This is a genomic window from Mucilaginibacter sp. P2_A4, assembly GCF_056405015.1.
In genome coordinates, this window is the sequence record NZ_JBFUCX010000001.1 from 1,000,136 (window position 1) to 1,013,943 (window position 13,808).

A 13,808-nucleotide genomic window follows, 5' to 3' on the forward strand; every position below is an offset into this window, starting at 1 on the left:
GGATGATTTCAAATACATTTATAAAACGGCCCGTTACCGCCATTGTGATATCGCTGGTGCTGATGATAGCTGGGGTAATTTGCCTTGTTAACCTCGCGGTTGACCAGTACCCCAATATATCGCCGCCAAGCGTATCGGTAAACGGCTCATACACCGGTGCTGATGCCCAAACCGTGGAACAAAATATAGCCACACCTATTGAGGAGCAGGTAAACGGTACACCGGGTATGGAGTACATGACCAGCACCAGTACCAACAGCGGGAGCATGAGCATCAGGGTAACTTTTAAAATAGGCACCAACGTACACATCGCTGCGCTAAATGTTCAAAACCGCGTTGGGATAGCAGCACCCTTGCTGCCATCTGTGGTAAGTAAATTGGGGCTAACCGTACGTGCCAGTAACCCCGATCAGTTGATGCTGGTGGCTATTTATTCGCCAAAGCATAGCCATAACATTACCTTTTTGGATAACTACACCAGTACTTTTATCCAGGATGCTATACTGCGTGTTCCGGGTGTTGGTGATGTAAGTGCGCGGACAGATAATTTTAGTATGCGGATATGGATGAATCCCGATAAAATGGCATCCTATAGTTTAACCCCCGCCGATGTAACCGCTGCCTTAAACGCGCAAAACGTTTATGTTGCCGCGGGTTCAGTTGGCGCCCCTCCGCAGGATGCTTCACAAACTTATGAAACCGGAATTTTGGTTAATGGGATGCTCAACAAGGTAAAAGACTATGAAAACATAGTTGTGAAAAGCATCCCAGGCACCAGTCAGCTGGTGCACCTTAAAGATGTGGCAAGGGTAGAACTGGGTAAATTCACTTTTTCAAGTAATGCCTTTGTGGATGGCAACCGGGCTTCTACCATCCAAATCTATCAATCGCCGGGAAGTAATGCCCTGCAAACCGCCGAAAACGTGTATGCAGCCCTGGCCAAATTAAAAAAATCGTTCCCTAAAGATGTTGATTACGTGGTGCCTTTTGAATCGGTAACCATAATAAAGGTATCGATGCAGGAGGTGATAGGCACTCTGATTAAAGCACTCATTTTAGTGGCTATTGTGGTGTTCCTGTTCCTCCAAAACTGGCGCTCAACACTCATTCCTATTTTAGCCATACCGGTATCCATATTAGCTACATTCATCTTTTTTATCCCTTTAGGTTTTACCGTTAATACTTTAACCATGTTTGGTTTTGTACTGGCGATAGGGATTGTGGTTGATGATGCCATTATTGTGGTAGAGGCCGTTCAACATTATATTGATGAGCAACACATGTCTCCTAAAGAGGCTACCTATCATGCCATGAAGGAGATTTCGGCGCCGGTTATCGCGATAGCACTTATTCTGGCATCGGTATTTGTGCCGGTAGGTTTTATTCCGGGGATAGTAGGGCGTTTATACCAGCAATTTGCCATCACCATTGCTATTTCGGTTATCCTTTCGGCATTTATAGCTTTATCATTAACCCCGGCGCTTTGTACTTTATTATTAAAGCCTACCAAGCCTGTAACTGATAAATCAAACTGGCTCGATCGTTTTTTCAGGGGCTTTAACCAGGTATTTGAAAAGATAACCTTCAAATATACCAATGGCGTACATCGCAGCATCAAAGGCGCACGGTATATCGTTGTTCTGCTGGTTTGTATTTGTGTGGGGACCTATTTGCTGTTCATGGTAAAACCATCGGGCTTTGTGCCGGCAGAAGATGGTGGCCGTTTGTACGTAACCTACCAACTGCCCGAAGCTTCGTCAACCATTCAATCGGTTAATGTGATGAACAAGCTCATGAAAATTGTGGCTTCAACACCAGGTATCCTACATTATACAGCTATCTCGGGTTTTAATATCCTGAACGGTGGCGCCAATTCCAACAATGGTTCTATGTTTTGCATGCTTACGCCCTGGGACGATCGCACAACTCCGGATACCAGGGTGCCGGGGCTGATGAATGTGATTAAACAAAAAATTGCCAAAGCGGGTATCAAAAATGCCAACGTAGTGGTTGCGCAGCCGCCACCCATCAGGGGTATTGGGCAGGCTGCCGGCTTTAGCATGCAAATTGAGCAGGGCAACTCTACAGATGATATCTACACTTTTGAAAAGGTGGTTAAAAAGTTTGTGGCTGCCGCAAAAGCTACCCCCGCCACGGCTGGGGCCTACAGCTATTTTTCGGCGCATACACCAAGTTATCAGCTTAATGTGGATAGGGAAAAATGCGAGAAGCTGGGCATCAATATCTCAGATGTTTTCTCTACCATGCAAGCCTACATGGGTAGTTTATTTGTCAATAACTTCACTTTTTACAACAGAACCTACCACGTGGTGGTACAGGCAGATACTGCTTACCGGGCGCTCATCTCCAACATGAATAAATATTATGTACGCAACTCGGCCGGCCAAATGCTTCCTTTAAGCGCCGTGATCAGCTATAAGCCGATAGTGGCTGCCCCGTTGATTACCCACTTTAATATCTTTCGCTCGGCCGAAGTGGATGGTTCCATACCGCCAGGATACAGCAGCGGCCAGGCAATTGAAGCTTTGAAGCAATTAGCTGCCAAATCATTACCACGCGGATACACCTACGAGTTTTCGGGCCTGAGTTATGAGGAATTAAAGGCAGGGTCGACTACAGTGTACATTTTCATGTTCTCGATCATGTTTGTATTCCTGTTCCTGGCGGCATTGTATGAAAGCTGGTCGGTACCTTTTTCGGTGATGCTCGCTGTGCCGATAAGCGCTTTTGGCGCTATCCTGGCGCTTACAGTGGTGCCCACTATCACCAATAATGTTTACGCGCAGATAGGGCTTATCACGTTAATTGGTCTTTCGGCAAAAAATGCCATCCTCATTGTAGAGTTTGCCAAGATCAGGGTTGATAGGGGCGAAGAGCTGGTAAAATCGACGTTAGAAGCCGTACGTCTGAGACTCAGGCCTATCATCATGACCTCGCTGGCTTTCATTTTAGGTGTATTGCCGCTGGTATTAGCAACCGGTGCCGGTGCCGAATCCCGCAATACGATCGGGGTTACTGTTTTAGGCGGAATGATAGCCTCATCAACCATTTCCATATTTATTGTGCCGGTGCTTTTTGTTTTGTTTACCCGTTTCTCCTATGGAAAAAAACAGCTTGCCTATTTACAGGCACACCATGAAGAACTGATGGAAAAGGCGCGGAAAGTAGAAGCACAAAATATTGATCCTGAGCTGGAATATGATATTGCCGAAGCACATGCTCAGCATAATGAATACAAGGCATCGGTAAAACAAAATAACAAGTAGCAAATGATGAAGAATACAGAACTGCTATCGCAAAACTTAAGGCTGATCAATTACTTTTACACCCGGAACCTAAGCCGGGAGCTCTCTTCCATTAAAGTGAATCATCATTTTGAGGTATTGCTTACGCTGGCCAACCAGAAAAAGCCCATCACCCAAAATCAATTAGCAGAACTATTGCACATCGATAAGTCGAGGGTTGCTCATATCATTTTTTCGATGGAAGAAAGCGAAATAATTATGGTGAAAACTAACCCGGCCGATAGGAGACAGCATCTTATTTCGCTGTCTCCAAACGCCCTTAATACAATTCCATACATCGAAAAGAAAGTTAGGGAAGTAAATGAAATGGCGAACAGCGGCATCAGCGAAGAAAAATTGATGGTTTTTATAGAAGTGGCCGAAGCAATGATGCAAAACCTGACAAAGAAAAAGCAAGGAAAAATTTCTCCCGGGATGGACCAATCGTCTGAGTCTGTAGAAATTTGAACCTTGCATATTTAATAGTTGGCGCATAGGTTGCTTTTACCCATGGCCTTTTGCGCAATGAGCCGTCTGTTGTATAAATAAAGATATCACTATAAAGATACGCTCGGCTCATGTGAGTTTGATCAATAAGAAATGGTCTATCTAACTCACCCAAATAGTTTGGTCCTGCGCTGAATGTATTTTAATTTGTCAATTTCTTTGATAAAATCAAGCTGCCTGATCAAATTGTTTGTAACCATAATCTTGTTAAATTCTGAAATGGAAATATCCAAGTAAAGAAGCCAAAGGTAATTGAGATTCTTTGCCAGGACTTGGAATTGTATCATTTAAATCAGAGAATCAACATTCTAATTAAATGATTGTCTGAACGCCAGTGGCGTCAGGTCTGTTTTAATTTTGAACAACTTACTAAACGATTGCGGGTGTCCGAACCCTAAATAGTACGCAATTTCTGTTACCGAAAGGGAAGATCCGCTCAGCAAATCTTTCGATATGTCAATCACATAATGCTGGACATATTGCTGTGTATTTTGTCCGGTGAGCGAACGTAAGAGGTCACTCAGATATCGCTGTGAGATTTGCAGTTCAGAACTGATATAATGCACGGAGGGGATGCCGTCTTTCAGACCCCGCCCGTTTTCAAAGTACCGGTTCAGTAACTTATCCAAAGACACAGTCACCTCGTGATTGACCGCCTTCCGGGTGATGAACTGGCGGTTATAAAAACGATTGCTGTAGTTGAGTAAAAGTTCAATATGCGAAACGAGGATGTCCTGACTGAAATGATCAATATTGTTCTTCAGTTCATCGCCTATCTGGCCAAAAAGACGGGTAATGGTCTCTTTTTCACCAGCAGACAAAAACAATGCCTCTGACACATCATATGAAAAGAACCCGTACTGATTTATGGCTGTACCTAAAGCATAGTTTCGGATAAAATCAGGATGGAAATATAGCACGAACCCCTCATAGCTGCTTTTATCAGTGGGCGCGATCACCAGTTGCCCTGGCTTGAGAAAAGCCATTCCTCCCTGATCAAAATCGTAATGTCCCTGTCCGTACTTCACCTGGCCGGTAAAGCTATTTTTAAAGGATATTTTATAAAAATCAAGGCTAACCTTAAACTCAGTTTCAAACAGGCTTTTAGAAATATTTGCATAGTCAACAAGCGCAACCAGGGGATGGGCGGGTACCGGAAGCCCCAGTTCTCGTGTTAACTGCGAAATGCTGCTGTAATGCTTGATGTCTGATTTGTCCTTCATTCCGATAATCTTTTGTCTAATTTAATTTTGTGCCGCTGGGCGGATGACAATATCGCCCACCTCTACATCTGTGGGCTGGCTTAACGCGTAGATGACCGCATTTGCAACGGCCTCCGGGCTGATACCTAATTTCTCCATGTTCTTTGCCCCCGCAGCTCTGATCTCCTCATTCTTAACGTTATTGATCAGATTTGTTTTAACATACCCCGGAGAAATGCCGGTAATTCGGATAGAACCGTCTGACTCCTGCCTGAATGCTTCCGTAATAGTACGGATTGCATTTTTTGTTCCCGCATATACACCCTGAGTAGGAACAATTTTTATGCCTGAAGTGGAAATAATATTGATGATGTGACCCGATTGCTGCTGTTTGAATATGGGTATTGCTGCTGCCATGCCATACAATACGCCTTTGATGTTGATGTCGATCATGTCTTCCCATCCTTCTATGTCCAGCTCGTCAATCCGATTGATCTGTGTGACGCCCGCATTATTAACGATAGCATCCAGTTTGTCGTAGTTTTTAATAGCCAACTGCACCAATGTTTCCAAATCGTTTTTTTTTCTAACATCAATCGCTGCACTTATGGCCTCTCCGCCATCGCCCACAATATCCCGGACAATAATTTCCAGCTGCGTTTCATTTCGCGCTCCCAGGATGACTTTTGCTCCGCTTTTTGCCAATGCAAATGCTGTGGCTTTGCCGATTCCGCTGCTGGCGCCTGTTATGGCAACAACTTTACCTTTGATTCCGTTTTCCATATAATTCAATAGTTAGGAAGCAAAGATCAGCCCCATTTCTAAATAAAAAGTAACCAGGCTGGTAATTGTTGTAGTCAGATTTGCAGGCCGACAGGGATCCATTTATTGGCATAGTGAAGTTGGCCCGTGCTTTTAAAGCGCAAACTGAAAAATGTAATTTTTAAGAAAGCAGATGCTGATACGTGAATTTTAAAAGCAACTCTGCAATGCGTAAATTTTTACCGGGCTTTTGTTGATAAAGCAGATTTTACTGACTCAAATTTAGAAAGCACCGGCTTTACTATAAAAAACTGCAAGACTCTCAAATGAAAGGCGCCAAAGTAAAAAATATGAAATTTCCAACTACTTTGGATGCTTACACCTGTCGCATTCTACATTAAATTATCGTGCGTCCTATTCACAATATTTATATTTAGAATTAAAAAACTACATTTACTTTTAATGAACAGGTCATTTTTAATTAAGATCAATTTTATCCTTTTTTTTCTTTTTTCCGGGGCAGGCTTGAGAGCCCAGGATGTCCCAATAAAACAAGTACTGGAGTTTCCGACTAAGGAGATATATGACCTCCATGTTGATAAACATGGTTTTTTATGGATAGCCAGTGATTTCGGCGTAAGCCGTTACGATGGTGTTAGCTTTGTTCATTTCAGTCATCCCCGGCAAATTTCGTTAGGTTGTACCAATCTTTTGGAAGACAATTTCGGCCGCATCTGGTTCAATAATTTCAATGGGCAAATTTTTTATATTGATCGTGAAACGGTTACCCTGGTAGAAGGCTATGATCATACAAAAGAGCGTAATTTTCCCCGAATGGCCTTATTTAAAAATGAGCTTCTGGCAACATCAGACCATGGACTTTTTGTGTTGGATACTAAAACCTTAACGGGGAAATACGTCAATAGTAATACCTATACAGCCAGCCTGGCAGTATTAAAAAAGCAGGTATTGGTTCGTGGTGACAAAGCCTGGTATTCATATACTGAAGCGGCAGGCTTAAAAAAGCTAACTTATAAAGGCGATAACGAAATTAGCAGTAATGTTTACCTGCTCACCAAGGATACGTATCGTGATACCGTATATATGATGGTTAACCCCACAGGTATTGTTAAAAAGCTGCTGCTGCAACACGATACCGTAAAACAGTGCGCGCAAATTGTGTTTAACAATTTTATAAACACCCTATCCATCACGCCAGATGATCAGTTTGTAAACACAAACTACAGTAGTTACTCCTTAAAAAATGGCGGGCAAATAAAAGGGCAAAACATATCTGCCATTGCAACCGATCACGAAGGCAATAATTGGTTTGGCAGTTTATACTATGGGTTATTGATACAATACAAAAAGGATATAGCCAACAAAACAAGAATACCGGACTTGAATAGTGATGATCTTATAGTGAGCGTGAAGAACTATCACGACAACTTACTGTTGGGCACACAAAAGGGTTTCCTGTTGCTTTATGACCCGGTTACAAAAAAAACAAGTTTTAAGATAAAGGTGGCGCCTAACGTGGGGTCAATAAATTACCTTGCTGCCATTGGCAGGGATGAGTATATTGTGGCATCTTCGCTTGCTACCTACAAAATTAATATACCTACGAAAAAGATCACAGAGCTATCTGCTATTAAAACGGTAAAGCAGCTCTGTTATGATGAAAAAGCTATTTACATCGCATCAACAAGCGGCTTGTTTGTGATACCGCAAGAACGATCAGAGCAGTTGAACAACCAAATAATAAATGCATTTGGCCATGTGTTTAAATATGACGCTACTGAAAACTATTTTTACCTGAGGCTACGAAGCCGCTCCATAGCCTATTTTCCAGACCAGGCCTCTTTGTTTGTTGCTTTCAAAAACAGCTTATTCAAAATTGATAAAAAGGGCATGAAGCCATTTTTATTTAACAATGAGCAAGTTTACGCGGCCTCTCTATCTTACATTGATCACCGGCTTTTTATCGGAACAATCAGCAATGGCATGTTGGTAGTGGAAAAAAGCGATGTAAAACATATTTCCGTCCAAAATGGCCTGTCTTCAAAGTCAATATTTAAGATCAAACCTGTCGATAAAAATTTATGGATATTAGGTTCGGGTCCGCTTCAAATATTTAACACACAAAAAAACGCATTAGTTGATAACTATGAGTTTCCAGACCGTAGCGCATCAGAGGTGTTGGATATTGACGGAGTAAAACAAACAATCTATTTAGCTACGTCATCTGGACTGGATAACTTCCCGCTTGTGAAAACTGCAAGTGAGAAAAAATTGAAGAACTATTTATTATATGTTAAGGTAAATAATCAGGTATCAACAGGAAATGCCGGGCACAAATTATCCTACTCCGAAAATAATGTAATATTTAATATTGGTATCCCCGCTTATTCTAAAGCAAGGGAAATTTATATAAAATATTGCCTGGTAACCAAAACAGATAGTACCTGGTTAACTACCGAGCCCGGTGAACGAACTATTCATTTCTCGTCATTAATGCCAGGTGAGTATACATTAAAAGCCACCGCAGTTGACCCCCGCCTGGGAATGGCGGACGCCATGATAAAATATGATTTTACAATAGAAGAGCCATGGTGGCGTGGAACAGGCCTTAAAATAATTTTATTTATGGCCTTTGTTCTCTTTGTCTTCTACGGTTATGTAATCATGCTTCGTAAAAGACTCTCATTGAAAAAGGCATTTGAGACGCAGCAGCAGTTGATCTCGTCCGAAAGACAAAGGATAAGCTCAGAGATGCATGACGATATCGGATCAGGGGTGTTTGCCATTCAGTCATTAGCCAATAAAGCCAGTAAAAATGGAAATGGAAGCCCCGAGATAGATCAGATCAAACAGATGGTGAACGAGCTGTCGGAAAAAATTCGTGATGTTATCTGGAGCACTAATGTGGGTAATGATAATCTGGAAAATTTGATTTACTATACTTATGTTCAAATTAATAAGCTATTTGAACACTCTGATATAGATTTTGTGTCGGAGGTGCCTGATGATATTCCTGATGTGAAAATTAGCATTCAAAGCCGCAGAAACGTTTATCTGTTGGTTAAAGAAGTTGTGCACAACGCCATTAAACATTCAAAGGCAAGCACTATAGAATTAAAAATGCTTACTGACGAGCAAAATCTTTATTTCGCCATTAATGATAACGGCGTGGGCATACACTCTGATGGTGTAAAACAAGCCGGGCACGGTATGGGGCTTGGAAATATCGCATCGAGAGTTGAAAAATTCAAGGGACAACTTTCCATAGAAAATAAAGGGGGGGCGCAGATAAAAATTAAAATACCACTTAATGAATTGAAGGTAGTTGAATTTGATAAAAAGTTGAACAAATGGCAGCTGTCGATCATCCGTCTTTTAAACCTCCCGTTGGATTAAGATCGCATTATTATTAGCAGTTCAACATACAATGTTGTATTGTCAAAATAAAGATAATTAATTCCATATCTCCAACAGAGCTATATTGTTAAGTGCGAATATTGATTAATGGGACCATTTTAAAAACAAATCTTCCAACATCTGCTTCTTGAACGGTTTACTTATAAATGATTTAACGAATGAATATTTTTTTGATTTTAATATGTCTCTCGGATCAATCGAAGACGACACTATATGAACCTCTATTTCTTTGTTAAAGCCAGGAATTAAGTTGTTAAAATGTTTAAGAAATTCCCACCCGCTAAACTCCGGCATATTCAGATCTAAAAATATAACGTCGGGAATTTGATCAGATTGATTGATGTTTTCTTTAAGCAATTGAATTGTTGACTTGCCATCCAAACTGTGCACAGCATTTGGGAATAATTTATAGGTATCAAGCATCCTTTGCACAATAAAATGTTCAATAGGGTTGTCATCAATCATTAAAAGCCGGCACATCATAAACTTGTTAAATTTATAAACTGTATACAAATCCAATGCCGTTTGGTGTTTTAAGCCAAAGCATTGTGTTTACCTGGTTTTTCTTCTTAAATAGTGTACATCCATTGTACGTCTTTCATTGATCTTAAGGATATCTTAGAAATTAATGGCACGGCGATTGAGTTGGAAGGATACTATACCTAAAAAACAGAAATTAATTATTGATGGATCCCTTTAACGCTGCATTTATACGCCAGGAAAAACGATGGAAATGGATTGATTATGACAAAGGCATCAGTATAATACTGGTTGGTTATGGTCATTGTTACGAAACCTTGAAAGAACATGGTTTGGCATTAGATAAATATCCTTTTTTTAATTACATAGGTGTCTTCTTATATGGCTTCAGGATGCCCTTATTTTTCATCATCTCGGGCTTGCTTATTGCTAAAAGTTTAAATAAAAAGGGCTTGGCCACCTACATAGGTAACCGAAGCAACAATATATTATGGCCATTATTTGTTTGGGGCGTTATCCAGGTTACCTTACAGATTATTATGAACCATTTTACCCATAATGGTTTTACGCCGGTAGATTATTTCAATTTAATTATCAACCCGAGACGAACAGGTATTTTCTGGTATTTAAATGCGCTATATTGTATAGGCGTAATTTATGCTTTCTTACATGTTAAACTTAAAGTTCCGGCCCTTGCACAGGTCGCCATTGGTGCACTTTTATATTCATTGTTCCCGCTGATGTATAGTTTAAAAGCGGGATTATTTACAGACATTTTTGAATACTATCTTTTTTTTGCTTTGGGCGATTTGTTGTCAAAAGTGATGTTAGATAGCAGAAAAATTGAAATTTATACGTCGTGGAGGTTTTTTGTTCCACTGCTGATATCGTTCGTTGTTATACAATATTATTGTACCCCAACAAACCTTCAAGCTTCTGATTTAGGTATCAGAAACATAGAGATAAATAAGCCCTATTTATTCTTTTTACAAGCTGCTATTGGTTGCGCGCTCTCTATTAATTGTTCTTTCTTCTTGCAAAAACTAAATATCCTGTCCTTTCTTAGGATCGTAGGTTACCATTCGCTTTATATTTACTGCGCACAAATAATTGTAATGACAGTAATGCGCATTATTTGTTTGAGTCTTCTTCACATTACCTATGTACCCGCTTTGATATTGGTGATTTGGGTATCTGGTATCGTATTACCGATATTCTTTTATAACTTTTGTTTAAGATATGGATTCTGGTGGTTGTTTAGCTATAAAAAGCCTGTAAAACAAATAGACTATATCAAGAGCGCAGCTCTCTTTGGGTTTGCAAACAATAAGAAACTGGCCCGGACGTAACAAAGATCCGGAAAAATTTTGCGTTCAGTCCCCCTGATTAAATCCGGCTATATACCCGTGATATTGTTGCGTAATGCCGCTTTTCTTGAGGTGAAATCCATTTGTATTTTTTTACCGCCAAATGCTATTAGCAGTGTAATGATCCAGGTTACTGAAAAAAGCAGGTAGGGGTTAATTAATCTGCTGAAGAAAATGTAAGCCGAAACGAAAATGGTGGTAATAACATAATATTGCATTACCGACCGTATTGTCACCATTTTACGCCTTAGTAACAATATATCCTGCGAGATATGAAAAATCAGGAAGGACGCGAAAATCGAATAATTTACAACACTTAATGATTTAATGTACAAGAAGCCAACAACGCACATGGTGAGGTTAACCACCAATGCTATAATGTTAAACAACATATCCTGTTTTTCCATTTTCATGGCAATTAAAATATTGGCCTGCAATAATGCTGTTGGAAAAACCAATATGGTTAAAAACATTTGCCGTGTATAATAGGGATTACTTAGGTAGGTATTGCCAAAAGCTATAGGAATTAATTTATCTGAAAAAGAGTATATGAATGTATAGGCCAGCCAACCAAATAAAAGGTAATAAACATGCATTTTTTTGTAAAACGTAAAAAAATCTGCCTTATCTGGCTTTGAATAATGCTTTACCAACAGCGGAAAAACTGAGGTGGAAATAACCACAGGCAATATTTGGGCTATGGAGAAAATCTTGAAAGATATTTCATAGTTCGCAACATCAAAAGCTGTTAATACTTTTGAAATTATGATGTTGCACATTCGCCAATTAATGATTGATACTCCTCCTATTATTACAAATGCCCAGTTAAGGATCACTAACATTTTCATATCAAGATAAGTAACCTTACATCGCCAAAGTGTTTTTGCAGTTACAAGATTAGATGAGCCAAAGGATAGAAATAAATTAAGCGTTAAAAACCGGATACCAATTAAAATAACAGATAAAGTTATAATAGATAAAGGGTAAACAAAAAGTAGGCAAGCGGCAACAAATTTCAGTATTGACTCGATAGTTAGGATTATAAAGGTTTTCTTTTGCTCAAAATTGGCAATGTTTAATGATTTTATGCCATTTATAAGGTTGTCAAATATCACGTTAACACCTAATAAGATAATCAGAATACGGGTAAATTGATCATCGTATATTAAAAATGCCAACCCAAAGTTGACAACGTAAAATGCCATTCCAAAATAGATCTGCATTTTTATAAACTTGCTTATCAGGGTTTCTTTATCCTCGGTATGAATAAATTCCCTTATAAACCATTGGCTTAAACCCATGGTTGAAAACGCCGTAACTAATTGATAAATGGCATTGGCAACAATGTACTTAGCAAAAATTGCTGTAGGGTACTTTCGGGCCAGGATCACAAAAAATAAGCTCAGAAACAACGTTTGCGACATTTGTGATATGATGCCCCAACTACTGTTTTTAAATAGCGAACTTTGAATTAAACCTGAAATTTTTGTCGTAAGTGTATTATAAGCAATCTTCATTCTATACGTAGCTGAGTCAATTGTGGGGTTAATATCATTCGTTGTTTTCGGCTTTTTAAAATGGCATCGAATGATAGTGTTATAAAGAGTTAATGAGCCGTGTATAGTTTTCAATCATGACATCATAGGTAAACATTTTTTCGTAATGCTGTCTGCTGTTTCTGCTCATTTGCTGATAATCCAGTTGTGATAAATTAACTATACTATTTATCTGACTGGCCAAAGTATCCCAGTTTTCAGTTAGTTCAATACAATTTAAGCCGGGTACACCTATTTCTAAATTTCCGCCTACATCATTAACCAGCAACGGTTTTCCAAGCATAATACCTTCAATTAAAGATATTGGCAGGCCTTCCTGGGTAGAAAAAAGCATTAAAAAATCAACTTCCTTCACCAAATTATTCACGTTCTCAACAAAACCGAGGGCTTTAAAGTTTGTGGTGTTGTTGCATTTTTCTTCTAATTGTGTATAATCCGGGCCTTTGCCGGCAAACAAAATTTCAATATCCTCGTGCAATTTGCCTTTTAAACAATCGACAATCATCAACTGCCTTTTAACATCAATTACTCTTGCTGAATATAATATTTTTATTTTCCTGTTTTTTTTGAATGAAGGCACCTCTTGATTCGTACCCTCATCTATAATGCCATTATAAATCAGGGTTATTTTTCGATTTTTTAAATTAAAATAACCGAGTAGATTTTCGGTAACCTTTTTTGAAATAGATACGATGTCATTTGGGAAAAATGAAAACCGGCTATGCGTGCTATACACATTATGTGCTACATATATGATCCTGGTATTTAAAAAGAAAACCCATTTAATTACCATAATTAACGCCATGATGTTCCTGGCGTGAACAATAAGTACTTTATTGTTTAAATAAAATGGATTAGTAAACTTTACGTATTCGCATTTTTCAATTCTGTATTTAGGATGTAATTGTTCAAATGGTGTAAAACCTAATATTTTACAATTGTATTTACCTTTTATTCCATTGTGCAGATCTAAAAGGACTTTTTGGGCGCCACCATATTCGTTAAGATCAGATGTGGTGGACAATATTTCTAAAGCCATTGTTATTTATTAATTACAATAAGCTCTTAATTCAAGAAGATTCTTGTAATATTTCATGTATTTTTTCGTTAGAACAACCTATTGTTTAAAATGTTTTCTAATTTTTACATTTTAATTCTATTTATTTAATTGTTTTATTTACTAATTAAATT

The 13,808-nt window shown here is 39.0% G+C and carries 9 protein-coding genes; 4 read left to right on the forward strand and 5 right to left on the reverse strand.

Annotated elements, in window-relative coordinates:
- Positions 1–2: 2 nt before the first annotated feature.
- The gene (locus AC1DYB_RS03860) at positions 3–3,287 is read left to right on the forward strand and encodes an efflux RND transporter permease subunit (RefSeq protein WP_477432576.1); all 3,285 of its coding nucleotides are present in this window, start codon (positions 3–5) and stop codon (positions 3,285–3,287) included.
- Positions 3,288–3,290: 3 nt separating this feature from the next.
- Positions 3,291–3,773 carry a MarR family winged helix-turn-helix transcriptional regulator gene (locus AC1DYB_RS03865; protein ID WP_477432578.1) on the forward strand — a complete coding sequence of 161 codons (483 nt, stop codon included), beginning with the start codon at positions 3,291–3,293 and terminating at the stop codon, positions 3,771–3,773.
- 347 nt (positions 3,774–4,120) lie between these two features.
- On the opposite strand, the gene AC1DYB_RS03870 is transcribed toward AC1DYB_RS03865, so the two are convergent.
- Together AC1DYB_RS03870 and AC1DYB_RS03875 are read right to left on the reverse strand one after the other, a co-directional pair.
- Positions 4,121–5,035 (reverse strand): AraC family transcriptional regulator, encoded by a 915-nt coding sequence (locus AC1DYB_RS03870; RefSeq protein ID WP_477432580.1) that lies wholly within the window; start codon positions 5,033–5,035, stop codon positions 4,121–4,123.
- A gap of 21 nt (positions 5,036–5,056) precedes the next feature.
- Positions 5,057–5,797 carry an SDR family oxidoreductase gene (locus tag AC1DYB_RS03875; RefSeq protein WP_477432582.1) on the reverse strand — a complete coding sequence of 247 codons (741 nt, stop codon included), beginning with the start codon at positions 5,795–5,797 and terminating at the stop codon, positions 5,057–5,059.
- 441 nt (positions 5,798–6,238) lie between these two features.
- On the opposite strand from AC1DYB_RS03875, the gene AC1DYB_RS03880 reads away from it, so the two are divergent.
- Positions 6,239–9,193 (forward strand): sensor histidine kinase, encoded by a 2,955-nt coding sequence (locus AC1DYB_RS03880; RefSeq protein WP_477432584.1) that lies wholly within the window; start codon positions 6,239–6,241, stop codon positions 9,191–9,193.
- 105 nt (positions 9,194–9,298) lie between these two features.
- Here the strand turns inward: AC1DYB_RS03880 and AC1DYB_RS03885 are convergent, their stop codons facing one another.
- Positions 9,299–9,697, reverse strand: a complete 399-nt coding sequence (locus AC1DYB_RS03885) for a response regulator (protein WP_477432586.1) — start codon at positions 9,695–9,697, stop codon at positions 9,299–9,301.
- Positions 9,698–9,900: 203 nt separating this feature from the next.
- Between AC1DYB_RS03885 and AC1DYB_RS03890 the strand changes: the two genes are divergently transcribed.
- Positions 9,901–11,043, forward strand: coding sequence for an acyltransferase family protein (locus AC1DYB_RS03890; RefSeq protein ID WP_477432588.1), 1,143 nt, complete (start codon positions 9,901–9,903; stop codon positions 11,041–11,043).
- A 47-nt stretch (positions 11,044–11,090) separates the two neighbouring features.
- Here the strand turns inward: AC1DYB_RS03890 and AC1DYB_RS03895 are convergent, their stop codons facing one another.
- Positions 11,091–12,578 (reverse strand): MATE family efflux transporter, encoded by a 1,488-nt coding sequence (locus AC1DYB_RS03895; RefSeq protein ID WP_477432590.1) that lies wholly within the window; start codon positions 12,576–12,578, stop codon positions 11,091–11,093.
- 79 nt (positions 12,579–12,657) lie between these two features.
- Complete coding sequence (locus AC1DYB_RS03900) at positions 12,658–13,656, reverse strand: glycosyltransferase family 4 protein (RefSeq protein WP_477432592.1); 999 nt, start codon at positions 13,654–13,656, stop codon at positions 12,658–12,660.
- Positions 13,657–13,808: the final 152 nt, after the last annotated feature.